This window comes from Bradyrhizobium sp. (assembly GCF_027451485.1).
Taxonomy (GTDB): Bacteria; Pseudomonadota; Alphaproteobacteria; order Rhizobiales; family Xanthobacteraceae; genus Bradyrhizobium.
Genome location: NZ_DAIDJE010000214.1, coordinates 59,901 through 82,910, shown reverse-complemented (window position 1 = coordinate 82,910; position 23,010 = coordinate 59,901). Strand labels below are relative to the sequence as shown.

The window sequence follows — 23,010 nt, the reverse complement described above, 5'->3', positions numbered from 1 at the left end:
ATTCAGCCGCGCGTATGCGCTCATTCCGCCGCCTGTTGCGCGACGGTGGACTCGGTGCCGGCCACCGTGGCGCGGCGCATGTCGCGCGGTTGCGACTGGTCGTAGCGGCGCACGCGATGCATCGTTTGACGGTTGTCCCACATCACGAGATCATGCAAGGTCCATTTGTGGACGTAGACGAATTCGCTCTGGGTGGCGTGCTCGGTGAGATCGCGCAGCAACACGCGCGCTTCCGGAACGCTCATGCCGACGATCGCGCCCGCATGTGAGGACAGATAGAGCGATTTGCGGCGATGCACCGGATGAGTGCGGACCAGCCGCTGCAACACCGGCTTGAACATCTGCCTTTCTTCCTCGCTGTAATCGAGGAAGCCCAGCGAGCCGCGCGAATACATCAGTGAGTGCTCGCAGACCAAATCCTCGATCTCCGCCTTGGTTTCGTCGTCCAGCGCGTCATAAGCCGCGCGCATGTCGGCGAATTCGGTGTTGCCACCCCTGGGATTGACGACGCGCGCAGAGAGCAGCGAGTACTTCGCGGGAATCGGCCGGAACGAACTGTCGGAATGCCAGAGACAGTTGCCGAGATTAAAGAGATGGGTGCGGTGATCACGCGGCAGCGGCCTGCCGTCCTTGCCGAGGTTGGAGACGTCATTGAGGCCGGAGGTGAGGCGGTAATCTTCCCGCTTGGTTACGGTGCCGCCGCGGGCGTTTTCGCGCTCGCCAAAGTTCCGGGCGAAGGCCAGTTGCTGTTCGTCGGTGATCTCCTGGTCGCGAAACAGGAGCACGGCGTATTTGTCCATGCCGGCTTCGATGTCGCGGGCTTCGTCGGCCGTGAGCGGCTTTCGCAGGTCGACGCCGGAAACCTCGCCGAAGAAATGCGGATGAAGCTGGCGGATTGTCACGGTCATGAACGTGCCTCCCTGATTGGCAAGGCCGCTTCTCCGCGGTCTTTCAGATCAAGGCTACTCGCAGCCGGAGCGAAGTCAACGCAAGCGCCATGCGCGCCGATCATGGGATCGGCTTGTCTCGCGAGGGCAGCTTCTATTGCGCGACGTTGCGCGGCGGCACCGACGCAGACCGCCCAACATTCGCCGGCGGCCGCGGCGTGTTCTGGCGCGGCGCCGGTTGGACTTGCCGCGGCTGACCGCCAAAGCCGAAGAAATTGCGGAACGACGGCGCGGCTTGCGGGCTCGATTGAGCGCTCGCCGGCCGCTTTTGCTTTGGTGGTGGCGCAGCCTGCGTGGCAGTGGCCGGTGCGCCTTCCGGAGAGGTGGCCGCCACCGGCGTGTCCCCTTTGGCCGGTTCACGGGCGATTTCCCGGCGTGGCCAGGTGAAGTCGTCGGCGCGTCCGGCGGGCGGCGTGAGCGGTTCGCCCTTCACGAGGGTGCGCGCCACGAGTGCATCGACTGCTGCAGGGCGAGATCCCGGGCCTCCCAGTAACTGATCGGTGCCGACGGAGGAGGCAACCAAGGGCACGATGGGGCCAGCCAGAGGACGCGGCGACGGCTCGCCCGGCTGCGCGTTGGTATCGGGGGTTGCGGGTTCGCTCGGCAAGTTAATCGGCGCTGAGCGGGATGCCAGGAGGCGCGTGATTTCGCGCTCGACATAATGCGCAAGCTTCCGCGCGCCCGCCTTGGTGAAATAGACGCCGTCATAGGAACGCAGCCGGCGGATCTGGCCTTCGAAATCGGGCCCCTGTTGCAGGAAACGGCCCGCCTCGTCGACGAAGCCGTCCCAGACGTCGACATAGGTAATGCCGGCCTTGGCCGCGGCCTCCCGGTAGAGCGAATCCAGAAACAAGGCGTCCGAAGTCGCTTTCGCACCGCGCACGGCAGGCAGTCCAACCCAGATCACCGGCACACCCTTGCTCTTCAGGACCGCGATCATCTCGTCGATCTTCTTGTTGTAGAGTTCGGTCCAGCGATCGTTGCGGAATTCGACCAGCCCATTCGCCGAGCGCCCGCCTCTTTCCGGCGCGGCAACCTGCGGAGCCTCTCCGTTCTCCGCGGCATCGTCCTGCGGCAATTCGGGGGCAGATAATTTCTCTTCGCCCTTGGCGGCGGCGCCGGCCTCGCCCGGCCTGTGGGCGTCCTTCTTGTCGCTCTTCTTGTCGCCGCCTTTTGCGTCCGGTTTGTCCGTCGCCGGCTCGCGCATCGGAACGCGGTCATTGAGGCCGAGCATCACGACGATGACATCGGGCTTCTCGGTGGAGAGGATGGTTTTCGCCGCCGCCGCCCAGTCGGCCGGCTCGCCCTTGGGCTGGTAGTGGATCAGGCCGGAGACAGTCTTGTGCCGGCGGATCACGCCCATGTCCGGCTGCTCGTTGTAGGCATCCTCAAGGCCATAGGCGAGCCAGTCGGCCATGGCATCGCCCAGCACGAGCACGTTGTGCTCAGGCACGCTGTCGCGCTTTTCCGGCGGCGGCGCCCTGGAATAGTTCTCGACGCGCTTGGGCGCCTCGTGCTGGAAGGGGGCGAAGAAGTCGCCGCCGAACCAGCCGCCGGGTCCGCGCGGTGCCGGCTGGGCTTGCCGCGGCGGCCCGCCGAAATTGAAGAAAAATTGCGCTGATGCGGGCGTGGTGACGGCGGCGAGAAATGCCAGCATCACCGCCAGCGCAGTCAGCGGGCCGGCTTCGGTGAGCAGCCGCAACAAATGTCGTTTCTCGCGCATTCGGCTCGGTCGCAACGGGTGTTTCAATCAGTGAATATAGTAGCAAAATCCGGCCGCAAGCGGGCGGATTTCCGATCTCACGGATCACCCTCTGCTACCATCAAGTTTCGAAGGCAAGATCATAGAGCACGATCCAGTTCCTTGGGGAACCGGTTTTCCTGCCGCGGGCCCACGAAGAGCCCAAGAGACTTTGTTGCCGGGATCAGTTGCTGCGGAGCCGGTCAAGCATCTCCGAGGACGCAAATCCGTCGGCGGGCGCGCCGATCGACGCCTGGAAGCCGCGCAGCGCCTGGCGGGTCTCGCCGCCGAACTGGCCATCGGGTGTACCGCGATAAAATCCACGCCGCGCCAGCAGCTGCTGCAGTTCCAGCCGCTCGGCGCGTGACAATTCACGTTCCTGCCGCGGCCAAGCCTGCACGAACGGCTGTCCGCCGCGAAGCCGATCGGCGAAGTGGCCGATCGCCAGCGCATAGGCTTCCGCCGGGTTGTACTTCATGATCACGCGAAAGTTCTGCAACATCAGAAATCCGGGACCCTCGGCGCCCGCCGGGGCCAGCAGATAGGCCTTTTCGCTCGAGAGAGGGAAGGTCTGGCCGGTGGCGCGCTTGAGGCCGAGGTGCTCCCATTGGGCGAGCGTCATCATTCTGGCCCGGTCGGCAAGCATGTAGTTGAAGCCCTTCGGCACCACGACCTCATAGCCCCAGGGCTGACCTGTCTGCCATCCGTCCTTTTTCAGGTTGTTGGCGGTCGATGCGATCAGATCGGCGGGATCATCGACCACGTTGCGGCGGCCGTCGCCGTCGGCATCAACCGCATATCGCTTGAACGCGGTCGGCATAAATTGCGTCGGTCCGAACGCCCCGGCCCACGAGCCGCGCATCTGCTCGGGGCTGAGATCACCGCGGTGAAGGATTTCCAGTGCCGAGAGAAACTCGTTGCGGAAATAGTCCTGGCGGCGACCGATGCAGGCCAGCGTTGCGGTCGATTGCAGCACGCTGCGGTCGCCCATCTGGGTCGAATAATTCGATTCGATGCCCCAGATCGCGGCGATGATATAGCGGTCGACCCCGTAAGCCCGTTCAGTCTCATCGAACTGCGGCTTGTACCGGGCAAGGATCTCACGGCCCTTGGCCAGGCGGTTGTCATTGACCAGGATGTCGAGATAATCCCAGACCGATTTGGTGAATTCCGGCTGCGAGTCGAGCAGATCCATGATGCGCAGATCGGGGGTGAGCCCGGCCGTGAAGCGCTGAAAACTCTCCTCGGAGATATTGCGCCGCGCGGCGTCCGGCCACATTGACGCGATGCAGTTGTCGAAATTCGCGGCCGCTTGGCGGATCGCGCTCGCGGTCATCAGCGGATGGCCGGAGGCCCCGTCCTCACCGCTCCATGCCTGTGCGCCGCCGGTTGAAGACGACTGAGCCGGAGAGGTCGAGCCGGTCAGATCGGCTCTTGAGGATTTGAAGATATTGCTGAGAAAGTCGAGTGGGCCGCCGGCCGACTGGGCAGACGTCGATACCGGCCACAGGAGTGCCGCCGCCAGAATCACAGCGCCGGTTCGCCTCACCGGCCTTTTCACCGATTGTGTCATATCCGAATCCGCAGGGTCGTCTAACCTGGGTCTCAGCAGGGCCCGGGCGCGGTTTCCAATAGCTTAACAAAAGGGCCTTTTTTTGCGTTAGGGGTCTGGCCCGTCCGCAAAAGAGCGGCGCCTCAAGGAACCGAAAGGCCCATATCGGTCTTTGTTCTCGGCTCCAAACCGGCTACCAACCGTCATTCCCTTCTGGTTTCGCAAGGCAGTGCCATACCAATGAAAATCCGCAAAGCCGTATTCCCCGTCGCCGGCCTCGGCACTCGCGTGCTGCCTGCCACCAAGGCGATGCCGAAGGAGATGCTGACCATCGTCGACAAGCCGCTGATCCAGTATGTGGTCGACGAAGCCAAGGAAGCGGGCATCGAGCACTTCGTCTTCGTCACCGGCCGCAACAAGGGCGTGATCGAGGACCACTTCGACCGCATGTACGAACTGGATGCGACGCTGTCTGCCCGCGGCAAGAAGGCGGAGATGGAGATTTTGGCGCGCGACCAGCCGGAGGCTGGTGCCATCAGTTTTACGCGCCAGCAGGCGCCGCTCGGCCTGGGTCATGCGGTGTGGTGCGCGCGCGATATCGTCGGAGATGAGCCGTTCGCGGTGGTGTTGCCCGACGAACTCGTTCTGCACACGCCCGGGTGCCTGGCACAGATGATCGAGGCCGCAAGCAAACTTGCCGCAAAGTCAAACCTGATTGCGGTGGAAGCCGTGCCTGACGAACTCACTCATCAATACGGCATTTGCGGCGTCGGCAAGCGCAACGGCAGAGTGTTCGAAGTGGACGGAATGGTCGAAAAGCCCGCAAAGGGCACAGCGCCATCGAACCTCTCGATCACCGGCCGCTATATCCTCCAACCGGAGATCTTCCGGATTCTCGAAACCCAGGAGCGCGGCGCAGGCGGTGAAATCCAGCTCACCGATGCGATGATCGGGCTTTCGAAGACGCAGAAATTCTACGGCGTCGAATTCGAAGGCGAGCGGCACGACTGCGGCTCCAAGGCAGGATTCCTGCGCGCAAATATCGCCTTCGGCATGGTGCGGCCCGAGTTGCGCGAGGGGCTGCGCGCGGAGATGAAGAAATATTCCGCGCACTGAGACGGGGAGCGCCTTCGCTCACCTGATGGCGATCGATCAGGCGACCAGCGACAGTTTCGGTCCGCTCGCAAGGACGGTGCAGTTGCGGCCACTTGCCTTGGCCGCATAGAGCGCTTCGTCAGCCGCTCTGACCATGGCGGTCCATTGGGAATTGGCGTCCGGCACCATGCTTGCAACGCCGATGCTGACCGTGGTGATCGCTGTCTCTCCGCACCATTGCTCGACCTTCAGGCGGATCGTTTCAGCCGACGCGAACGCCTGCGAGGGCGACAGCCCCGGCAACAGCACCGCAAATTCCTCGCCGCCATAGCGTGCGGCGCAGTCGCCGGCGCGCCGCACCGAATCCGAAATGCAGATCGCAATCCCGATCAGAACCTCGTCGCCGGCCTGATGCCCGAAGGTGTCGTTGAACGTCTTGAAATGGTCGGCGTCGATCATCAAGAGGGCCAGCGGGCGCTTCTGCCGCGCCGCGCGCCGCCATTCGCTCTCGATTGCTGCGTCGAACTTGCGGCGGTTGCGCAAGCCGGTGAGGGCATCGGTGGTGGCGAGTTCCTCGAGTTTTTCTTCCGCCTCGGCGCGGCGGCTGATTTCGCGCGCCAGAAACAACGCACCGCCCAGCACGAAAAGGGCGAGCGCTCCGATGATTGCCCCGATCCGCGTCGCTTCGATGCGCCACAGTCTGAAGATGTCGTCCCACGGCTTGGCGACCAGGACGACGAGCGGTCGTGTGCCGTCACGCCAGACATAGAGCCGCGAGGGGTGGTTCGGGGATCCGGCTCCGGTATAGGAGCCGCTCGGTTCGGAAAGCGCCCGCTTCACCCCCGGCACGTCGCCGAGGTTCTTTCCAATGACATCGAGGTCGAAGGGCGTTCGCATGATCACGGTGCCGTCGCGGCGAAGCACGCTGATGACATCGTTCTGGCCAAGATGCAGCCGGCCGAACAGGTCGTGGAAATAGGAAAAGCGGATCGAGCCTGCGACCACGCCGAGGAAGCGGCCGTCTTCGCCGGTGATACGGCGGCTGAGCACGATGGCAAAGGTGCCGTGATGCAGCATCGGCCGGCTGATGAACAGCCCCACGTCCCGATCGCGGTGAACCCGGAAATATTCCTCATCACTGCGGTTTTCCGGCGGCGGATCGAGGGTCGAAGCATCGACGACGAGCTTCCCCGCGGAATCGAACACCTGGATCGCGCCAAAATGACGGTCGGTCACGGCATGGTCGAACAGAATCAGCTGCCGCAGCGCCTTGCTGACCTGATCGATCTCGGGCGCCTCCATGTTGGATACGACCGAGCGCAGGGAAAGATCGTATAGTTCGACATTGCGGGCAATGTCGGAGTCGATACCGGAGGCGAGATTTTCCAGCGTCTGACGGGCGAGTTCTTCTTCGCTGCGGCGCATGTCGAGCATGACATTCGCGCAGATCGCCGAAAAGCCGAGAATGGTGACAATAGAGGAGACGATCAGCAGCTTCGCCGACAGCCTCCAAGGCCGGCTGGCCGTATCCTTCCGCCGTCCAAATCCCATTCCTTCGCTCCCTAAGGAACGGGATGCGCCCGTAATGGTTGCCAGCGGCTTAAAACGGGTTTCGCCTGAGCGCTAATGCGTTAACGTTCCGTTTCCGTAATCGGCTACAACAGCAGCCTCCGGTTTTCGTCTTCCCAAGCCCTCGTGACCCCTATGACTCAATATGACGCGCTGCGCGACTATCTGAAGCAACGAAAACAGGCGGAGTTCGTGCTGAGCTTCGATGAGATCGAAACGATCATCGACGCGGCGTTGCCGCGCGCTGCGCAACGCGCCTCCTGGTGGGAGACGTTGCGCAGCCCGCAGGAAAAGATGCCGCAGCGGGAGGCGTGTCTCGAGGCTGGTTTCGTTGCGACAAGGCTGCCGGACGGCAAAAGTGTGCGGTTCAAGAAGATGCCGCGCGACAAGCGTCTTCCGCGCGAAAACGAAGAACCGTGATCAGTTCGCCGGTTCCAGGCGGACTTCGGTCAGCAGCCGCATCGCGGCATCGGCGTCCATCGGCTCGCCGAAGGCAAAGCCCTGCGCATATTCGCAGCCGAGTTGGTAGAGCTCGACCGCGTCGGAATCGGTCTCGGCGCCCTCCGCGACCACGTCCATGCCGAGATCGTGCGCGAGCGCGATGATCGATTTCAGGATTACCGGGCGGGTACCGCGGCTCGTGGTGCGCACAAAGGATTGATCGATCTTGATGGTGTCGAACGGAAAGCGCTGCAGGTAGGACAGGGACGAATAGCCGGTGCCGAAATCGTCGAGCGACAGGCCGGTGCCGAGTTCGCGGATGCGGGCCAGCATTTGCGCTGCGTGCTCCGGATTTTCCATCACCAGCGATTCCGTCAATTCAAGCTTCAGCGTGCCGCGGGCGACCGACGACCGCGACAGCACGGTGCGGATGTCATGGATCAGGTCGTGCCGCAGCAATTGGCGCGAGGAAACATTGACGCTGGCGAAGATCGGGTCGCGCGAGCGCATCGCGCGCTGCCAGACCGAAAGTTGCCTCGCCGTCCGGTCCAGCACGAAAGTGCCCAGGTCGACGATCAGGCCGATTTCCTCGGCAATGGTGATGAATTCGATCGGCGACATTCGCCCGAGCTTTGGATGGTCCCAGCGCGCCAGTGCCTCGAAACCGGCAATCGAGCGGTCTTCCAGCCGAACGATCGGCTGATAGAGGATCGCGATTTCCTCGCGCTCGATCGCGCGGCGCAATTCGCTCTCCAGCGTCAGCCGGTCGGTCTTTCGCGCACGCATGGCAGGTTTATACACATCGATGCGGTCGCCGCCGATCCGCTTGGAGTGGTACATCGCCAGCTCGGCGTCCTTGATGATCTCATCGGTGAGCTGAACCTGCGGATCGGATAGCGCAAGGCCGATAGAGGCGGTCAGGAAAATCTCTCGCTCGTTGAACGCGATCGGCGCGCGGATGGTCTTGCGGATGGTTTCGGCAAAGGCGGTGATGCGCGCTGGGTCCTGCTCCGACATCAGGATCAGGCCGAACTGGTCGCCCGCCAGCCGCGCCAGGGTATCCTGGGGTTTTAGGATGCGGGTCAGCCGGCGCGCCAGCGTCAACAGGATGGAATCGCCGACCGCAATGCCGACTGAATCGTTCACCTGCTTGAAGCGATCGAGGTCGATCACCATCACTGTCGGCCGCAGGTTCGGCACGCTCTTGGCGAAGTTGGCGACCGCGTTCAGGCGGTCCATGAACAGTTTGCGATTCGGCAGGCCCGTCAGATTGTCATGAACCGAATCATGGAGCATGCGCTCTTCGGCGTTCTTGCTCTCGGTGACGTCGGTAAGCGTGCCGACCACGCGGGAAACCTCGCCATCCGAGCCAACCACAGGTCGGGCCTTCAGCGCGAACCACATAAAGTGACCATCTGGCGTACGCAGGCGGAAATCCTGCACCAGGCGCCCGCGGCGCTGGTCGAGCACGCTGTCGAGGGCGGCACGGAAACGATCCTGATCGAGCGGGTGCAGCACCTCCAGCCATTTGGCGGCCGGGCCTTCCAGCGTGCCGCGCTTGAGGCCGAGCAGGGCTTCGGTTTCAGGACTTGTAAAGACCTTGTCGGAGGAGACGTCCCAGTCCCAGATCAGGTCGCCGGAGCCCGCGAGCGCCAGCGCGCGGCGTTCGACGTCGGAGACGATCCCCGTGGTTGCGCCGCCTCCGGCGAAGGCGTGCTGCATCACCGTAAAGCCAATCAGCATCACGATCAGGACGAGGCCGCCAAGCAGTGCCGGGCCGACGATATCGTTGGTGACGCTTCCGGCGACCGTCATACCCGCGGCGATCACCCAGACCACCAGCAGGAACCAGGTCGGGATCAGCAGCACGGCGCGATCGAACCCGTGCGTCGAGAGATAGACGATCAGCGCAAAACCGGCGAACGCGATCATCACCAGCGACATGCGCGCAATGCCCGAGGCGACCGCAGGATCGAACAGCGCCAGCGCGACCAGCGAGCCGAGAAACGCCAGCCAGCCGATGGTAATGTGGGAGTAACGCACGTGCCAGCGCGAAAGGTTGAGATAGGCGAACAGGAACACCAGAAGCGTCGCCGCCAGGATCGCCTCGCCGCCGGCGCGCCATACCCGCTCGGCGTTGTTCGACATGTCGAGCACCTTGCCCCAGAAGCCGAAGTCGACGCCGATATAGACCAGCACCGCCCACGCGAGCGCGGCGGCCGCCGGAAACATGATGCTGCCCTTGACCACAAACAGAATGGTCAGCACCAGCGCCAGCAGGCCAGAGATGCCGATCACGATGCCCTGGTAGAGCGTGAACGAGTTGACCTTGTCCTTGTAGGCGTCGGGCTCCCACAGATAGAGCTGTGGCAGCTTGTCGGTCCGCAGCTCCGCGACATAGGTAACGACGGCGCCTGGATCGAGCGTGATGCGGAAGATGTCGGCGGTCGCGCTCTCCTGCCGCTCCGGACGGTCGCCGGCCGAAGGCGTGATGGTGGCGATGCGTGAGAGGCCGAGATCGGGCCACAACAATCCTGACGACACGATGCGATAATGGGGAGCCACGATCAAGCGATCGAGTTGGTCGTCGGTGTTGTTGGCGAGCGCGAAAACCACCCAGTTCTGGCCGCCTTCACGGGCGCGAACCTCGATGCGGCGGACGATGCCGTCAGGGCCCGGCGCCGTGGAAACCTGGATGCGATCGGTGTCGCTGTGCTGATGCTCCAGCACCGCCGTCAGATCGATCGCGGACACATCGCCGCGAACGCTGACCGCGTCGACAGCCCGCGCCGGCGTGGCCGCAATCATGATGAGGCCCAGCGCGCACGCTGCCAGGCACCTGATCAGACGCAATGTCGGTTCTCCGCGGTCAACAGCGTGCGCGGGCATCGGTCACCGCCCGGCGTGTCGCGACAGTAGATGACACGAATGCGAAGGAAAACAAAGGGTTTCCGCCGCATGATCGCCCGCGAGCGTTAAACCGCCAACACAATTTTGCCAATATGTTCGCTGGTCTCCATGCGGCGATGCGCATCCGCGGCTTTTTCCAGCGGGAACGTACTGTCCATCAAAGGTTTAATGCGGCCCTCGCGCAGCAGCGGCATCACCTTGGCCTCGATGGCGGCGACCATGGCCGCCTTATCCGCGTTAGTACGGGGCCGCAATGTCGAACCGGTATGGTGCAGTCGCTTGACCATCAGCCTTGCGATGTTGGCGGTGAACTTGGCGCCGCCAAGGGTCGCGATCTGAACGATGCGCCCGTCAACAGCGGCCGCTTCGTAATTGCGCTCGACGTAATCGCCGCCGACCATATCGAGGATGAGGTTGGGGCCGGTGCCCGACGTCATTGATTTGCAGGCCGCGACGAAGTCCTCCGTCTTGTAGTTGATGGCATGATCGGCACCGAGCTTGAGACAGGCATTGGCCTTGTCTTTCGATCCAACGGTGACGATCACCTTAGTGCCAAAGGCTTTTGCAAGCTGGATCGCCATGGTGCCGATGCCGGACGAGCCGCCATGGATCAGGATGGTTTCGCCGGCCTGAAGGCCGCCGCGCTCGAACACGTTGTGCCACACCGTCATCAGCGTCTCGGGCGTCGCGCCGGCTTCCAGCATCGACAGCGAGGCGGGGACCGCCATCGCCTGGGCGTCCTGCGCAATGCAATATTGGGCGTAGCCGCCGCCAGCGACCAGCGACATCACCTTGTCGCCGAGCTTGTGCCGGTGGCTGCCGGCGCCCAGCGCCACCACTTCGCCCGCGACTTCAAGCCCCGGCAGATCGCTCGCGCCGGGCGGCGGCGGATAGGAACCGGCGCGCTGCGCCACGTCGGGCCGGTTGACACCGGCGGCTTCGACCTTGATCAGGATTTCGTTTGGTCCCGGCGCCGGCACCGGCCGGGTCTCTGGTACAAGCACATCCGGGCCGCCGGGCTTGCTGATCGCGACGGCGGTCATTTGCGAAGGGACGTTTTCCATGATTTGTCCTCGGCCAAACGCTAGAATTGCGAATAAGGCTTCTGATTAGCGTAGTGGTTGGATTTGACATTCGCGCGCTACTGATCGCGGCCGCGCAAGCGAATGTCAAATGCCAAACTCCACCACGAATGTATACCTGCAATGGTTCTTTGATTCCAACATTCGCAAAACTGCTTGCTTCGACGGGATGTGAATGTTGGAATCGGACCGCTAGCGGCGTCCGGCCTTGCAACCGGTCACCTCAACGTGGAGCAACGCATGCCTGTCGAAGATGACGACCGGCCGAGGAAGAAAATCAGCCATGAGATCGGCCAGGACCTTTCGCTGCTGTCGGTCGAAGAACTTACCGAGCGGATCACGCTCCTGAAGTCCGAAATCGATCGTTTGCAGGAGGCGGCGACCAAGAAGCGTGCGTCCAAAGAGGCGGCGAACATTTTCTTCAAGTCGTGAGTACCGACGTTCGCCCCTGCGAAAGCAGCGACCCATATGTCGCGGCTTCAATTCAGGAAGAATGCTGGAAGCGATCGATCGTGTTCATCAGGCATTATGGGTCGCGGCGTGCGCGGGGGACGACCTCACTGGAAGTCCTCGGCGAGGGCAAAGTCGAAGCACACTCGGCCAATGGCCGATATGGCAAACAAAGCCTAAAAAAATTCACTCGTTTACGGTCGATTAAGCTTTCCCGGGTATGACTTGCAGCGTCCTCTTTGGACACCGAGTGGCTCCTGTCCACTCTGTTTGACGCCTCCCTGTTATCAACTTCAAAAGCCGCCGGAAACGGCGGCTCTTTTTTGCGCGTCTTCCGCCATACAGTCGGCTACTTTGAAAGAGTTCCTGCAACATTCGCGATGGCTTCGCGGAGGGCGCTGGAAACCATAAATATGCTTGCGGCTGGACTCTCAGCCCGGCGCGCGCAATGATTTGTTCATCATAATTTGCCGGTCTCGATGCCGGTGAACAGTGGCGTGAGGCGTAAGAGATGTCGGAACGGTCGCAAAGCGAAACCCCGCTTGTCCAGTTCAGCGAGCGGCTGACCAATTCGGCGGCATTCGGCACCCTCTTTCGAGAAGGCATGGATCTGGTCGAGGAGACCGCCGCCTATCTGGATGGCGCCGGGCGCACGGAAGCCAAGGCGCTCGAGCGTTCGGTCAGTCTCACTTACGCCACCGAAAGCATGCGACTGACCACCCGCTTGATGCAACTCGCCTCGTGGCTGTTGCTGCACCGCGCGGTCAAAGAGGGCGAAATGACGCTTACCCAGGCCAACCGCGAAAAGACCAAGGTCAAGCTTTCGGCGGCCGATCCCGGCCCGAACGAGATGGTCGAAAAGCTGCCGCCGCATTTGCAGGACCTGATCGCCCGCTCGATGGCGCTGCAGGGCAAGGTCCGGCGTCTTGACGCGACGATCCACGCGACTCCCGCCGAGCGCGCGCCGATCGGCAATCCGCTGGTGCCGCAGCTCAATCGTCTGAAGGAGGCGTTCGAACAGTAGTTCAGTTGACCCCCATTGCGGGGCGACTCGGAGAGGTGGACCTGGAAAGTCGAAATCCCGGCAGCCGGTCATTAAGCCCGCCAGCAGGCGGGACCCTTGGGACCATCCCGGAGTTACAGCCAAGCAAAAAACGCCCCCGCGGGGGCGTTTTGCATTCGGACACAGAGTAGGGGCTTCAATCCTTCTTGAGGAAGCCGGAAAACTTCTTCTGGAACCGTGACACGCGGCCGCCGCGGTCGAGGATCTGCTGGGCGCCGCCGATCCAGGCCGGATGGGACTTGGGGTCGATATCAAGGTTCAGCTTGTCGCCTTCCTTGCCCCAGGTGGAACGGGTCTGGTACTCGGTGCCGTCGGTCATCACGACCGTAATTGTATGATAATTCGGGTGAATTTCCGCTTTCATAGCAGGTCCTTCGGCGCGCCGGCGCCCGTATTCGGTTGTTGAGCTGTCGGATTTGGCGGGCTCTATAACGCAAGCCGCACCCCAAAACAAGCGCGCCAGGCGTGGAATCGGAACCTCTGATCAGCAACTCCTCTAAAGATATCTCCGGATTTGCCACGTGCCGTGATGGGGCCTATCTCGGGGTGGGAAAACGGGTGGTTGGATTCATGAGCGCAGTAGAACGGCTTGAAGACCGCGGCGGGCCAACGGCCGCTGAACGTGAGGCTGCAACGGGCACCATGCTCGAACCGGCGGCGTCGATCGAGGCTGGCCTGACATCGCCGCCGGCGAGACCTGCGCGGCTGCGTCCGCTGCTCGCCCTGTCGCCTTATGTGGCGCGTTATCGCGGCCGCGTGAGCCTTGCCTTCGTCGCGTTGACGGTCGCGGCGATCACCACGCTGATCGTGCCGGTCGCCGTGCGGCGGATGATCGACTTCGGCTTCACGCCGGAAGGCATCGCCCGTATCAATAGCTATTTCGGCGTCATGATCGTGGTGGTCGGCGTGTTGGCGCTGGCCAGCGCATCGCGCTACTACCTCGTCATGACGATCGGCGAGCGGATCGTCGCCGACCTCCGGCGCGACGTGTTTGCACATCTGATGCGGCTGTCGCCGGCCTTCTTCGATTCCTCGCGCAGCGGCGAATTGATCTCCCGGCTGACCGCCGACACCACGCAGATCAAATCCGCCGTCGGTGCCTCGGTCTCGATCGCGCTGCGAAACATGATGCTGTTCATCGGCGCGACCGCGATGATGGTGGTGACGAGCCCCAGATTGTCCGGTTTCGTGCTGCTCGCCATTCCCCTGATCGTGCTGCCGCTGATGGCTTTCGGCCGCTGGGTGCGGCGATTGTCGCGCAACGCCCAGGATACGCTCGCCGATGCCAGCGCCTATGCGTCCGAACTGGTCGGCGCGATCCGCACCGTGCAGGCCTATACCGGCGAGCGGCTCGCCAACACCCGCTTTGCCGGCGAGGTCGAGCAGGCCTACTCGGCCGCGCGCAACTCGACGCGGGCGCGCGCGGTGCTGACCGCAATCGTGATCTTCATCGTCTTCACCAGCGTGGTGATCATCCTCTGGATCGGTTCGAACGATGTCGAGGCCGGGCTGATCAGCCCGGGCCGGCTCGGTCAGTTCGTGCTCTACACGGCCTTTGCCGCTACCGGCCTTGGACAACTCAGCGAAGTCTGGGGCGAAATCTCCGCCGCATCGGGAGCCGCCGAACGGTTGTTCGAAATCCTGCGCGTGAAATCGGAGATCACGCCGCCGGCTTCGCCGCGGCCGCTGCCGGAGCCGGCGCGCGGCGATGTCAGCTTCGAGAACGTCAGCTTCGCCTATCCGATGCGGCCCGGAGTGTCGGCTGTCGACAGCGTTTCATTCTCGGTACGCGCCGGCGAGAAGGTTGCGATCGTCGGCCCCTCGGGCGCCGGCAAGAGCACGCTGTTTCATCTGTTGTTGCGCTTCTACGATCCGGCCTCCGGCGTGATCTCGGTCGACGGCGTGCCCATCCGGGACGCCAATCCCACCGACGTGCGCAGACGCATCGCCCTGGTGCCGCAAGATCCCGCCGTGTTTGCGGCGAGTGCCCGCGATAACATCCGCTTCGGCAGGCCGGAGGCCAGCGATGCCGAGGTCGAGCGCGCCGCCGATCTGGCGCATGCTTCCGAATTCCTTCGCCGCCTGCCCGGCGACTTCGATACCTCGCTCGGCGAGCGCGGCGTGACGCTCTCGGGCGGCCAGCGTCAGCGCATCGCCATCGCGCGCGCTATTCTGCGCGATGCGCCGCTCCTCCTGCTCGACGAGGCGACATCCGCTCTCGACGCCGAATCCGAAACCCTGGTGCAGACCGCGCTGGAAGAATTGATGAGCCGGCGCACGACGCTCGTGATCGCGCATCGGCTCGCCACCGTGCTGTCCTGTGACCGCATCCTGGTGATGGATCAGGGCAGGATCGTCGAGGAGGGCACCCACGCCTCGCTGGTTGCGGCCAACGGGCTTTATGCGCGGCTGGCACGGCTTCAGTTCGAGGGCGCGTAACGGCGGGGCTCGCTCCATCCCGAGCAAGTTCGTGCCGCGGCGGCGGGGATGAGGGGCTATTCACATTTCGGCAAAAGCATCGGCACGTTCGGCCAAAGCCAGTTCTTCCAGGAGCCATCTTCGGTGACGCAGGCGGATGAGCCGGCCGGCGCCTGTGCGGCGGTGGTTCCATTTGTTGCGTTCGACTCTGACGGACGCGAAAAGCCCGGCAACGATGACGACGAGGAAGATCGCTGAGCCGGTCGCAAACTCGGTTTGTGTCATCAGCGTGTTTCCGCGTTCGGATTTATTTAAGGGGTGGCCTTCCATTCCATTTTCAGGACGGGCCGGCCGGAGGTTGGATTGACGTCTGTGCCCGCGTGAACAAAGCCGTTGCGGCGGTAGAACCGGATCGCGCGGGCATTGTCCTGGTTGACCAAGAGCGTGATGGAATTGGGCGACAGCCGCTTGGCCTCATTCACCAATGTATCAGCCAGCTTCGTGCCCCAACGGTCGGGTGCGACGACGAGCTGGTCGAGATAGGCTTGCGCGTCGATGGTCACAAATCCGGCCAGCGTACCGGATTCTTCCGCAACGATGATCTCCGCATTCGGCACCAACTCGTTGCGCCAGCGGTCCCGCCACCACGGCACGCGCGCTGCAAAATCGATCGAGGGATAAGCCTGCCGCCAGGTTTCCAGCCACAGCGCAATTGCGGCGTCTTCGTCCTCAGAGCGGTAGGGGCGGAGGACGAGGGACGTGGTCATCGGCGGCCCGCTTCGTTCCGGGATGGCGCGCAAGCGGCAGACCCGGAGTCTCGAGATCCGGCGTTCGCTTCGCGCCCCGGAATGGCGGCGCTTGGGAGCACCGTCACTTCTCCGTCAGCTTCAATTCGATGCGGCGGTTGCGGCGATAGGCCTCTTCGGTGTTGCCGGGGTCAAGCGGCTGGAATTCGGCAAAGCCGGCTGCGACCAGCCGCTGTGCGGGGACGCCGAGCGAAATCAGATATTGCACCACGGAGATGGCGCGCGCCGACGACAGTTCCCAGTTCGATTTGAACTGGGGGCTCGTGATCGGCCGCACGTCAGTGTGGCCGTCGACCCGCAGCACCCAGGCGATTTCGCTCGGGATCTGCTTGTCGAGGTCGATCAGGGCGCTGGCGACCTTGTCGAGTTCGGATTTCCCTTCAGGCAGCAGCGTCGCCTGCCCGGTGTCGAAGAACACTTCAGACTGGAACACGAATCGGTCGCCGACAATCCGGATATCCGGGCGGTTGCCGAGAATGGCGCGCAGCCGACCGAAGAACTCGGAGCGGTAGCGGGACAGTTCCTGAACGCGCTGGGCCAGCGCAACGTTGAGCCGCTGGCCGAGATCGGCGATGCGGCTTTGCGATTCCTTGTCGCGGTTCTCGGAGGCTTGCAGGGCCTCTTCGAGTGCGGCGAGCTGGCGGCGTAGCGCGCTGATCTGCTGGTTCAATACCTCGATCTGGGCCAGGGCTCGCGCCGAGACCTGCTTTTCCGAATCGAGCGCCTTGTTGAGCTCGTTGGCGCGGCTGGTGGCGTCGTTACCCGCGCCGGCAAGCCCGTTATAGAGGCTCTTGACGCGGTCGCGTTCGGCTTCGGCGGAAGCAAGCCCGGCACGCACCTGCGCAAGCTGGTCCTCGAGATTGACCTTGCCGAGTTTTTCCATCGACAGCATGTCATTGAGTTCGGCGATCTTGGCATTGAGCTGCTCCAGCGCCTTGTCCTTGCCGGTGACCTCCTGCGACAGGAAGAACTGCACCACCAGAAACACAGACAGCAGGAACACGATCGACAGCACCAGCGTCGACAGCGCGTCGACGAAGCCGGGCCAGTAATTGAAGGCGCTTTCGCTGCGCCGTGCTCGGGCGAGGGCCATCAACTCTTCTCCGGCTCGCGCGACAGCCGCTCGAGCAGCCGCTTGATCTCGCGGTTCTGCTCGCCCTGGCCATCCGCCCATTCGCGGATCATCTGCTGCTCGGTGCGCATATGGGTGACGAGGCCCTGGATGGCTTCGGCCAGACTGGTCATGGCCGTGCTCGTGGAGCGGTTGCCGCCGCCTTCTTCCAGCGCCGTGCGCAGCCGGTCGACCGCCGCCTGCAGGTCGCCGCTAGCTCCTCCGCCACCCTCGCTGGCATAGCCGCGCACGGTCGTCGCCAGCCAGTCCTCCAGATCAGTATAGAAGCGGTTTTGCGCCTGGCTCGATTGCAGGTCGAGAAAGCCCAGGATCAGCGAGCCGGCGAGGCCGAACAGTGACGAGGAAAACGAAATGCCCATGCCGCCGAGCGGGGCGGCCAGGCCCTCTTTCAGCGTATCGAACAGCGCGCCGGCATCGCCGCCGACCTTCAGCCCATCGATTATCTTGCCGACCGAGCCGACCGTCTCGATCAGGCCCCAGAAAGTGCCGAGCAGGCCGAGAAAGACCAAAAGGCCGGTCATGTAGCGGGAAATGTCGCGCGCCTCATCAAGGCGGGTGGCGATCGAATCGAGCAGGTGCCGCATGGTCTGCTGCGAGATGGTGATGCGCCCCGAGCGCTCGCCGCCCAGGATTGCTGCCATCGGCGCCAGCAGTGTCGGATGCCGGGTGAGCGCGAGGCCCGGATCGGCGATGCGGAAATTGTTGACCCAGGCGACCTCCGGATAAAGCCGGATCACCTGGCGGAAGGCCAGGATGATGCCGACCAGGAGCACCAGGCCGATCAGCGCGTTCAGGCCAGGATTGGCGAAAAATGCGGTGACGATCTGCTTGTAGAGCACGACCGCAATCAGCCCGCACAGCACCAGAAAGACCAGCATCCGGACCAGGAAAATCCGCGGCGGAGCAAGCTTGGTGAATTCGAGCTCCATCGTGGAGCGGGAAGAGGTGGCCATGCCTAAGGTCATCCGTTGCGAGATACCCCACTATGGCACAGCGAGGCGGAGATGAAAGCCGGTTGCATCGCTTGGCGATCCTGGGAGGCGGGAACTTCCGCGCGAACCTCCCCCAACTCGCACGCACTTTTGGCAAAGCTTCGGCAGCTCAAGCGGTTAACGACGCAAGGGGTGAAGCGCCAGGCGCGATTTTATACATCGTGCCGTGCCGGCGACCACGGCTGCTCACCGGCCGAGGATCCCGCCCACCACGTGGCCGATCACCCCGATCGGACCGCCAATCCCGTGCGACCGGCGTGCCCGGCCCCTGCCGCGATGCTCGGATCTGCTGGCTTCCATTGCTGCGGCGCTTTCGCTGAGCAGCGCCTGATGCTCAGCGGTGTTGAGAAAGCCGGTCTTCGGATAGCCGTGCTGCTCCTGCCAGCGCGAGATGGCGTCGCGGGTCGCCTCGTCGAACTTTCCGCTTGCCCTGGTGTCGAACCCAAGGCTGGTCAGCCGGCGCTGCACGTCGCGGCGTTTGGCTCTGGTCAGGCCGAGCTGATCCTCGGTTTCTTGGGTGGCTTCGTCGGTCAGGTTCGCTGGCTGGACAGACGCGGTCGTGTCGCGAGGTGCCGTGCTCAAGCCGGCGTTGGCGGCCGGTGCGCTGGCGACGATTCCCAGGATCAACAGCACGAGGATCGCGGCGCGCATGGCCCATTTACCTGATGTTGGAGTCGATCAACTCTGTTTTCAGGTTAGAGATACGCGTCAACGCCTTCAACTCCCCTTTTGTCGCGGGGCAACCGTCGCCCGCGGCCCGAGGTTCCTTGGCTGTGTTCAAAACGGCGCCGGGCAGTCGCTTGCGGGTAGAATGTCAACCAGATTTGCTTGCCGCAATCATTCCGGCCAGCTCGCTCCGTACCCTGTCGACAACGCGGCCATAGTCGCGTGTTTCATCCTGCCGGAACAGGCGGACGGTCGGATACCAGGGGCTGTCGGTGCGATTGAGAAGCCAGCGCCAATCCGGCAGATAGGGCAGCAGGATCCAGGTCGGACGGCCTAGCGCACCAGAGAGATGCGCGACGCTCGTGTCGACCGTGATCACGAGGTCAAGACAGGTGATGAGCGCGGCGGTCTCGGTGAAGTCGGTCAGATGCGCGCCTATGTCGATAATGTCCGCTTGCTCGAGCACGGACTTGTCATCCGGCCTCGGCTCCTTCTGAAGGCTGATGAAGGTGGCGTCGAGATCGAGCAGAGCCCGATACATCTCGATCGGGATCGATCGATTACGGTCGTTCGGATGCTTTGGGTTGCCGGACCAGACGAGGCCCACGCGTAGCTTATTGGCTGCGCCGGATCCAGAAAGCCGGTCCTCCCAGATTTGCACGCGCGCTTTCGAGGGCTGGGGCAGGTAGCCGACGCCTGGCGGGATCGTCTCCAGGCGGGTTTCGAAGGCCAACGGCAGAGAACCGACTGGACAATACATATCGAAGGTCGGCAGCGCAGGTGCGGATTTCGGAAGACACTGCGAGACGCCGGACATTCCCGCCAGCAACGGATATATCGGGTCGTTGACGCATAGAATGACGCGAGCGCCGCGCGCGGCCAGCATCGGCACGTAACGCGCAAATTGGATGGTGTCGCCCATTCCCTCGTCTTCGGGAACCAGAATCGTTTTGCCGTCGAGAGGTTCCTTGCCGAGCCACCTTGGCTGGGAAAATTCGAAACTGGCAACAGCCAAACCCGGAACCCTTGACCTGGCTTCCCGCCCGGCCCAGCCGGCTTCGAAATTCCCGGTCAACAGCCGGATGAGTGAGGCGTCAAAATCCGCTGTCCCATCGGTGGAGCTGATCGCCTTTATCTGATCGTAAATCGCAATGGCTTCATCAAATCGATGAAGCTGCGCAAGCGCCAATGCCTTGTTGTGAAACGCGGCAAGAAAGTTCGGCTGGAGGCTGATCGCGCGGTCGAACCATGGTAGCGCCTCTGCATCTCGCTTGAGCTGGCGGAGCAGCGCGCCGGCGTAACTGCAGGTTCCGGCGTTGGTGGGATCGAGTGCATAGGCTCGCTTGATGTCCTGCAAGCCTTCCTCGAACCTGTCCAGGATATACATCGCAAGCGCGCGCATCTGCAGCTTGAGGCTGCTATCAGCCGGCATTTTTTCGTGCAGATTGAAGCAGGCAAAAGCTTCTTCGGTGCGACCCAGTCGATGAAGGAGAAAGCCCGCTCTGTGTGCGGCCTCCCAAAGACAGGGATTGAGCTTCAGCGCGTGCTGATAAGTCAGCGCTGCTTCCTCGAGGCGCTCCATATCAAGCAGCAGGTCGCCGAGATTTTTCCATAGGCCTGGATTATCGGGCTCGAGTTGCACCGCCTTGTCGAAAGTCGCGAGGGCGTCTTCGCGACGTCCCTGCTTCAGAAGCGCGATGCCGAGATTGGTCAGATAGTCGGTCTTCGGCTGCTGCCTGAGCGCGCGCGATATCCACTCGACTGCGTGATCAAATTGTCCGGCCTCGAGGCAGAGCTGACCGGCCAGGTGCAACGTTTCCGCGTGTGCTGCGTCGATTGCAAGCGCTTTCTGGCAACAGACCTGGGCGTCTAGATGCCGACCAGCGATAAAATGCTGCAAACCAGCTTCATAAAGCGCTGCCGGCGTAGCCGGCGAGGGGGTGTGCCGTGCAGCCTTGGACGCCGACCTGCGCTCGCGACGATTCATCCGGCATCATCAACGTGAATGACGGGCCAATGAGTAATTGATTCTGATCCGATCAGGAAGGGTCTTGCGTCAGCTAGCGAAGTGGATTTGACATTCGAAGCGAATGTCAAATCCTAATCTCCACTAGAAACATATGTTTGCCTGGTGGCCCTTTGATTCCAACATCCGCAAAACTGCCTGCCGGGAAGGGATGCGAATGTTAGAATTGAACGTCTATCTCACTGCCCGAGCGGCTTTAAGATCTTCACCAGCTCGCCGTGGACGAATTCGTTGCCGCAGATCACGCTGCCGGTTTGAAGCGGATCGTCGTTGCCGGCTATTCCGGAGACCACGCCGCCGGCTTCACGCACGAGGATCTGACCGGCCGCCATGTCCCACGGTTGCAGGTTGCGCTCCCAATAGCCGTCGAGGCGGCCGGCCGCGACAAAAGCCATATCGAGCGAGGCCGCGCCGAAGCGACGCAGGCCGGCGACGCGATTTTGCAGTTCGGCCATTTCCCGGCGCGACAGCTCATGATCGCCGCGTCCGATATGCGGCAAGCCGCAGGCGATCACGCATTCGTTCAGCTTGCGTCTGCCCGCAACGCGCAGGCGCTGATCGTTGAGGAAGGCGCCTTTGCCGCGTTCGGCAGTATAGAGCTCGTCGTTGGCCGGATTGTAGATCAGCCCCGCAATCACCGTGCCCTCGCGCTGGAGCGCGATCGAGATTGCAAATTGCGGGATGCCATGCAGGAAATTCGTGGTGCCGTCGAGCGGATCGACGATCCAGGTGTGGCTTTTGTCGGCGCCCTCGCGCGTGCCGCCTTCCTCGCCGATGAACCCGTAGCCGGGACGCGCCTTGGCGAGATCCTCGTAAAGCATCTCTTCGGCGCGCTTGTCAGCCAGGCTGACGAAATTGGCCGGTCCCTTCATCGATACTTGCAGATTTTCGATTTCGCCGAGGTCGCGCTTGAGGCTGCGGCCGGCGCGGCGAGCGGCCTTGACCATGACATTGAGGAGGGCTGATTGCAGCATGATCTCAGGCTGGTTAGTTCCAGGGGCAGGTTGGCTCAGCGAAGACAGATGTGCGTGCCCGTTGCCGGTGACGCCGTCAAGCTCATTTGGTGCCGAACCACTTGTGGACCGCGGCCGCCGCCTTGGCCTTATCCTGCGGGCTCATCGTGGAGAGCATCTCGTCGAGCTCCGGATCGCCCTTGCCGGCTGTCTTGGCAATGGTGTGCCATTTCAGCGCCTCGACCTTGTCGACCGGCGCGCCATTGCCGCTCGCCAGCACCCGCGCCAGGCGGTTCTGTGCGATCGGGTTGTTTTGCCTCGCCGCCTTGCGCAACAGCTCGACCGCCGCGGCCTCGTTTTTCGGCATCCCGCTGCCGTTGAACAGCGCAATTGCGTATTCGACCTCGGCGTCGATGTTGCCGGCGATGGTGGCCGCCTGGAGCAGGCGTCCTGCCTTTTCCAGGTCCTTCGGCACGCCGGTGCCCTCCTTGTAGAAGGTCGCGAGCGCATATTCGGCCTCCGGATTGCCGGCGTCTGCCGCGACCCGCATCAATTCCGCCGCGCGCCTGACGTCCTGGGGCAGCACTTCGCCGCCGAGATACAGCAAAGCGAGATTATAAGCCGCCTTCGGATTGCCCAGTTTGGCGGAAGAGGCGAACAGCTTCGCAGCTTCCGGACGATTGACCAGGCTGCCGCGGCCTTCCAGCCGTATCATCCCCAGTTCGAACATCGCCTCGCGGTCGCCGGCATCGGCGCCGCGCTTGTACCATTCGGCGGCTTTGGCATCGTCGCGACCGACGCCGAGCCCGTTCTTGTAGAGCTCGCCGAGCATGGTCATGGCCTTGGGGTCGCCGTTTTCCTGCACGCGTTTCATCGCCAGGTCATAAGCGGTCTTGTAGAGCCCGCGCTGGAAAGCGCCATAGACCAGATCGACATTGGGATTGTCCGGCTCCGGCGTGGCGGCGGCCGCCGGCTGCGGGGAGGGCTCCGGCGCCGGCTTTTTGGCGGCGCTCGGTCGTGCCTTCGGCTTTTCGGGCGCTGGCTTCGCCGGCGCTGCCGCAGGTTTTTCCGGCGCGGCGCCGGGCGGCGACAGCGAAACCTGCGCCGATGCGTGGCTCGCCAGCATCAGGGCGGCGCCGAGCAGACTAGAACGCGCGATTCTCATTT

General features: G+C 63.0%; 20 protein-coding genes. 5 read left to right on the top strand and 15 right to left on the bottom strand.

What is annotated here, in order from left to right:
* Positions 1 to 20 precede the first annotated feature (20 nt).
* The 3 genes from NEZ08_RS25525 to NEZ08_RS25515 form a co-directional block, all read right to left on the bottom strand.
* Positions 21 to 908 (bottom strand): TauD/TfdA family dioxygenase, encoded by an 888-nt coding sequence (locus NEZ08_RS25525; protein WP_298113550.1) that lies wholly within the window; start codon positions 906 to 908, stop codon positions 21 to 23.
* A 133-nt stretch (positions 909 to 1,041) separates the two neighbouring features.
* Positions 1,042 to 2,670, bottom strand: a complete 1,629-nt coding sequence (locus NEZ08_RS25520) for an SGNH family hydrolase (protein ID WP_298113547.1) — start codon at positions 2,668 to 2,670, stop codon at positions 1,042 to 1,044.
* 202 nt (positions 2,671 to 2,872) lie between these two features.
* Positions 2,873 to 4,261 (bottom strand): lytic murein transglycosylase, encoded by a 1,389-nt coding sequence (locus NEZ08_RS25515; protein ID WP_298113545.1) that lies wholly within the window; start codon positions 4,259 to 4,261, stop codon positions 2,873 to 2,875.
* A 219-nt stretch (positions 4,262 to 4,480) separates the two neighbouring features.
* On the opposite strand from NEZ08_RS25515, the gene galU reads away from it, so the two are divergent.
* Positions 4,481 to 5,356: a UTP--glucose-1-phosphate uridylyltransferase GalU gene (gene galU, locus NEZ08_RS25510; RefSeq protein WP_298113542.1), complete on the top strand. Its 876-nt coding sequence runs from the start codon at positions 4,481 to 4,483 to the stop codon at positions 5,354 to 5,356.
* A 36-nt stretch (positions 5,357 to 5,392) separates the two neighbouring features.
* On the opposite strand, the gene NEZ08_RS25505 is transcribed toward galU, so the two are convergent.
* Positions 5,393 to 6,886 carry a diguanylate cyclase gene (locus tag NEZ08_RS25505; protein WP_298113539.1) on the bottom strand — a complete coding sequence of 498 codons (1,494 nt, stop codon included), beginning with the start codon at positions 6,884 to 6,886 and terminating at the stop codon, positions 5,393 to 5,395.
* Positions 6,887 to 7,039: 153 nt separating this feature from the next.
* Between NEZ08_RS25505 and NEZ08_RS25500 the strand changes: the two genes are divergently transcribed.
* Positions 7,040 to 7,324 (top strand): hypothetical protein, encoded by a 285-nt coding sequence (locus NEZ08_RS25500; protein ID WP_298113536.1) that lies wholly within the window; start codon positions 7,040 to 7,042, stop codon positions 7,322 to 7,324.
* Here NEZ08_RS25500 and NEZ08_RS25495 read toward each other — a convergent pair whose 3' ends face one another.
* Together NEZ08_RS25495 and NEZ08_RS25490 are read right to left on the bottom strand one after the other, a co-directional pair.
* Complete coding sequence (locus NEZ08_RS25495; protein WP_298113533.1) at positions 7,325 to 10,198, bottom strand: EAL domain-containing protein; 2,874 nt, start codon at positions 10,196 to 10,198, stop codon at positions 7,325 to 7,327. It lies immediately after the preceding gene.
* A gap of 122 nt (positions 10,199 to 10,320) precedes the next feature.
* A complete protein-coding gene (locus tag NEZ08_RS25490) occupies positions 10,321 to 11,319 on the bottom strand; it encodes an NAD(P)H-quinone oxidoreductase (protein WP_298113530.1) in 999 nt (332 codons plus the stop codon).
* A gap of 258 nt (positions 11,320 to 11,577) precedes the next feature.
* On the opposite strand from NEZ08_RS25490, the gene NEZ08_RS25485 reads away from it, so the two are divergent.
* Both NEZ08_RS25485 and NEZ08_RS25480 read left to right on the top strand, forming a co-directional pair.
* The gene (locus tag NEZ08_RS25485; RefSeq protein WP_298113527.1) at positions 11,578 to 11,769 is read left to right on the top strand and encodes a DUF1192 domain-containing protein; all 192 of its coding nucleotides are present in this window, start codon (positions 11,578 to 11,580) and stop codon (positions 11,767 to 11,769) included.
* 529 nt (positions 11,770 to 12,298) lie between these two features.
* Entirely contained in the window at positions 12,299 to 12,811 is a 513-nt protein-coding gene (locus NEZ08_RS25480) for a DUF1465 family protein (protein WP_298113524.1), read from the top strand.
* Positions 12,812 to 12,986: 175 nt separating this feature from the next.
* Here the strand turns inward: NEZ08_RS25480 and rpmE are convergent, their stop codons facing one another.
* Positions 12,987 to 13,214, bottom strand: coding sequence for a 50S ribosomal protein L31 (rpmE, locus tag NEZ08_RS25475; RefSeq protein WP_298113521.1), 228 nt, complete (start codon positions 13,212 to 13,214; stop codon positions 12,987 to 12,989).
* A gap of 206 nt (positions 13,215 to 13,420) precedes the next feature.
* Here rpmE and NEZ08_RS25470 point away from each other — a divergent pair, with 206 nt between their 5' ends.
* Entirely contained in the window at positions 13,421 to 15,289 is a 1,869-nt protein-coding gene (locus NEZ08_RS25470) for an ABC transporter ATP-binding protein/permease (RefSeq protein WP_298113518.1), read from the top strand.
* A 60-nt stretch (positions 15,290 to 15,349) separates the two neighbouring features.
* On the opposite strand, the gene NEZ08_RS25465 is transcribed toward NEZ08_RS25470, so the two are convergent.
* The 8 genes from NEZ08_RS25465 to NEZ08_RS25430 form a co-directional block, all read right to left on the bottom strand.
* Entirely contained in the window at positions 15,350 to 15,598 is a 249-nt protein-coding gene (locus NEZ08_RS25465) for a hypothetical protein (protein WP_298113515.1), read from the bottom strand.
* Positions 15,580 to 16,035 (bottom strand): GNAT family N-acetyltransferase, encoded by a 456-nt coding sequence (locus NEZ08_RS25460; protein WP_298113512.1) that lies wholly within the window; start codon positions 16,033 to 16,035, stop codon positions 15,580 to 15,582. Before NEZ08_RS25460 ends, NEZ08_RS25465 begins: the two co-directional genes overlap by 19 nt.
* A gap of 103 nt (positions 16,036 to 16,138) precedes the next feature.
* Positions 16,139 to 17,167, bottom strand: coding sequence for a peptidoglycan -binding protein (locus NEZ08_RS25455; RefSeq protein ID WP_298113509.1), 1,029 nt, complete (start codon positions 17,165 to 17,167; stop codon positions 16,139 to 16,141).
* The gene (locus NEZ08_RS25450; protein WP_298113507.1) at positions 17,167 to 18,159 is read right to left on the bottom strand and encodes a flagellar motor protein MotA; all 993 of its coding nucleotides are present in this window, start codon (positions 18,157 to 18,159) and stop codon (positions 17,167 to 17,169) included. Before NEZ08_RS25450 ends, NEZ08_RS25455 begins: the two co-directional genes overlap by 1 nt.
* Before the next feature lie 225 nt (positions 18,160 to 18,384).
* Complete coding sequence (locus NEZ08_RS25445) at positions 18,385 to 18,849, bottom strand: peptidoglycan-binding domain-containing protein (protein WP_298113504.1); 465 nt, start codon at positions 18,847 to 18,849, stop codon at positions 18,385 to 18,387.
* A 163-nt stretch (positions 18,850 to 19,012) separates the two neighbouring features.
* Positions 19,013 to 20,851: a tetratricopeptide repeat-containing glycosyltransferase family protein gene (locus NEZ08_RS25440; protein WP_298113501.1), complete on the bottom strand. Its 1,839-nt coding sequence runs from the start codon at positions 20,849 to 20,851 to the stop codon at positions 19,013 to 19,015.
* A gap of 218 nt (positions 20,852 to 21,069) precedes the next feature.
* Positions 21,070 to 21,864 carry an inositol monophosphatase family protein gene (locus NEZ08_RS25435; RefSeq protein ID WP_298113498.1) on the bottom strand — a complete coding sequence of 265 codons (795 nt, stop codon included), beginning with the start codon at positions 21,862 to 21,864 and terminating at the stop codon, positions 21,070 to 21,072.
* Positions 21,865 to 21,946: 82 nt separating this feature from the next.
* Positions 21,947 to 23,008, bottom strand: a complete 1,062-nt coding sequence (locus NEZ08_RS25430; RefSeq protein WP_298113494.1) for a tetratricopeptide repeat protein — start codon at positions 23,006 to 23,008, stop codon at positions 21,947 to 21,949.
* Between the last annotated feature and the right edge of the window lie 2 nt (positions 23,009 to 23,010).

What these genes read in the sequence shown, in the direction of transcription:
- NEZ08_RS25525 (WP_298113550.1), bottom strand. Translation starts at nt 908, where the DNA reads ATGACCGTGACAATCCGCCAGCTTCATCCGCATTTCTTCGGCGAGGTT.
- NEZ08_RS25520 (WP_298113547.1), bottom strand. Translation starts at nt 2,670, where the DNA reads ATGCGCGAGAAACGACATTTGTTGCGGCTGCTCACCGAAGCCGGCCCG.
- NEZ08_RS25515 (WP_298113545.1), bottom strand. Translation starts at nt 4,261, where the DNA reads ATGACACAATCGGTGAAAAGGCCGGTGAGGCGAACCGGCGCTGTGATT.
- galU (WP_298113542.1), top strand. Translation starts at nt 4,481, where the DNA reads ATGAAAATCCGCAAAGCCGTATTCCCCGTCGCCGGCCTCGGCACTCGC.
- NEZ08_RS25505 (WP_298113539.1), bottom strand. Translation starts at nt 6,886, where the DNA reads ATGGGATTTGGACGGCGGAAGGATACGGCCAGCCGGCCTTGGAGGCTG.
- NEZ08_RS25500 (WP_298113536.1), top strand. Translation starts at nt 7,040, where the DNA reads ATGACTCAATATGACGCGCTGCGCGACTATCTGAAGCAACGAAAACAG.
- NEZ08_RS25490 (WP_298113530.1), bottom strand. Translation starts at nt 11,319, where the DNA reads ATGGAAAACGTCCCTTCGCAAATGACCGCCGTCGCGATCAGCAAGCCC.
- NEZ08_RS25485 (WP_298113527.1), top strand. Translation starts at nt 11,578, where the DNA reads ATGCCTGTCGAAGATGACGACCGGCCGAGGAAGAAAATCAGCCATGAG.
- NEZ08_RS25480 (WP_298113524.1), top strand. Translation starts at nt 12,299, where the DNA reads ATGTCGGAACGGTCGCAAAGCGAAACCCCGCTTGTCCAGTTCAGCGAG.
- rpmE (WP_298113521.1), bottom strand. Translation starts at nt 13,214, where the DNA reads ATGAAAGCGGAAATTCACCCGAATTATCATACAATTACGGTCGTGATG.
- NEZ08_RS25470 (WP_298113518.1), top strand. Translation starts at nt 13,421, where the DNA reads ATGAGCGCAGTAGAACGGCTTGAAGACCGCGGCGGGCCAACGGCCGCT.
- NEZ08_RS25465 (WP_298113515.1), bottom strand. Translation starts at nt 15,598, where the DNA reads ATGGAAGGCCACCCCTTAAATAAATCCGAACGCGGAAACACGCTGATG.
- NEZ08_RS25460 (WP_298113512.1), bottom strand. Translation starts at nt 16,035, where the DNA reads ATGACCACGTCCCTCGTCCTCCGCCCCTACCGCTCTGAGGACGAAGAC.
- NEZ08_RS25455 (WP_298113509.1), bottom strand. Translation starts at nt 17,167, where the DNA reads ATGGCCCTCGCCCGAGCACGGCGCAGCGAAAGCGCCTTCAATTACTGG.
- NEZ08_RS25450 (WP_298113507.1), bottom strand. Translation starts at nt 18,159, where the DNA reads ATGGCCACCTCTTCCCGCTCCACGATGGAGCTCGAATTCACCAAGCTT.
- NEZ08_RS25445 (WP_298113504.1), bottom strand. Translation starts at nt 18,849, where the DNA reads ATGCGCGCCGCGATCCTCGTGCTGTTGATCCTGGGAATCGTCGCCAGC.
- NEZ08_RS25440 (WP_298113501.1), bottom strand. Translation starts at nt 20,851, where the DNA reads ATGAATCGTCGCGAGCGCAGGTCGGCGTCCAAGGCTGCACGGCACACC.
- NEZ08_RS25435 (WP_298113498.1), bottom strand. Translation starts at nt 21,864, where the DNA reads ATGCTGCAATCAGCCCTCCTCAATGTCATGGTCAAGGCCGCTCGCCGC.
- NEZ08_RS25430 (WP_298113494.1), bottom strand. Translation starts at nt 23,008, where the DNA reads ATGAGAATCGCGCGTTCTAGTCTGCTCGGCGCCGCCCTGATGCTGGCG.